Here is a 238-nt window from a genome sequence, read left to right as displayed (position 1 = left end):
CTACTGGGTATTCGGCTCGTTCTATATTGGCGCCGTCTGCTCCATCGGCTCTGTTTTAGTGACCGTATTGTCCACACCCGAACATGAGCCTTCCCCTGAAAAAATGGCGGAGGTTAAAGCCCAATCCGGCGGTCCAGTTGAAGCCGTTAAAGAAATTTACCATGCCATTAAAGACATGCCGAAACCCTTATGGCAGCTCGCTTCGGTTTACCTCTTCCAATGGTACGCACTCTACATC

At 50.0% G+C, this 238-nt stretch carries 1 pseudogene; it reads left to right on the top strand.

Annotation, left to right across the window (positions count from 1 at the left end):
* Positions 1-238, top strand: a pseudogene (locus ACTHS3_RS18575) (MFS transporter); the annotation flags it as partial.

This window comes from Neisseria sp. P0009.S007 (genome assembly GCF_051962515.1).
This window is presented reverse-complemented; position numbering and strand designations above follow the sequence as displayed.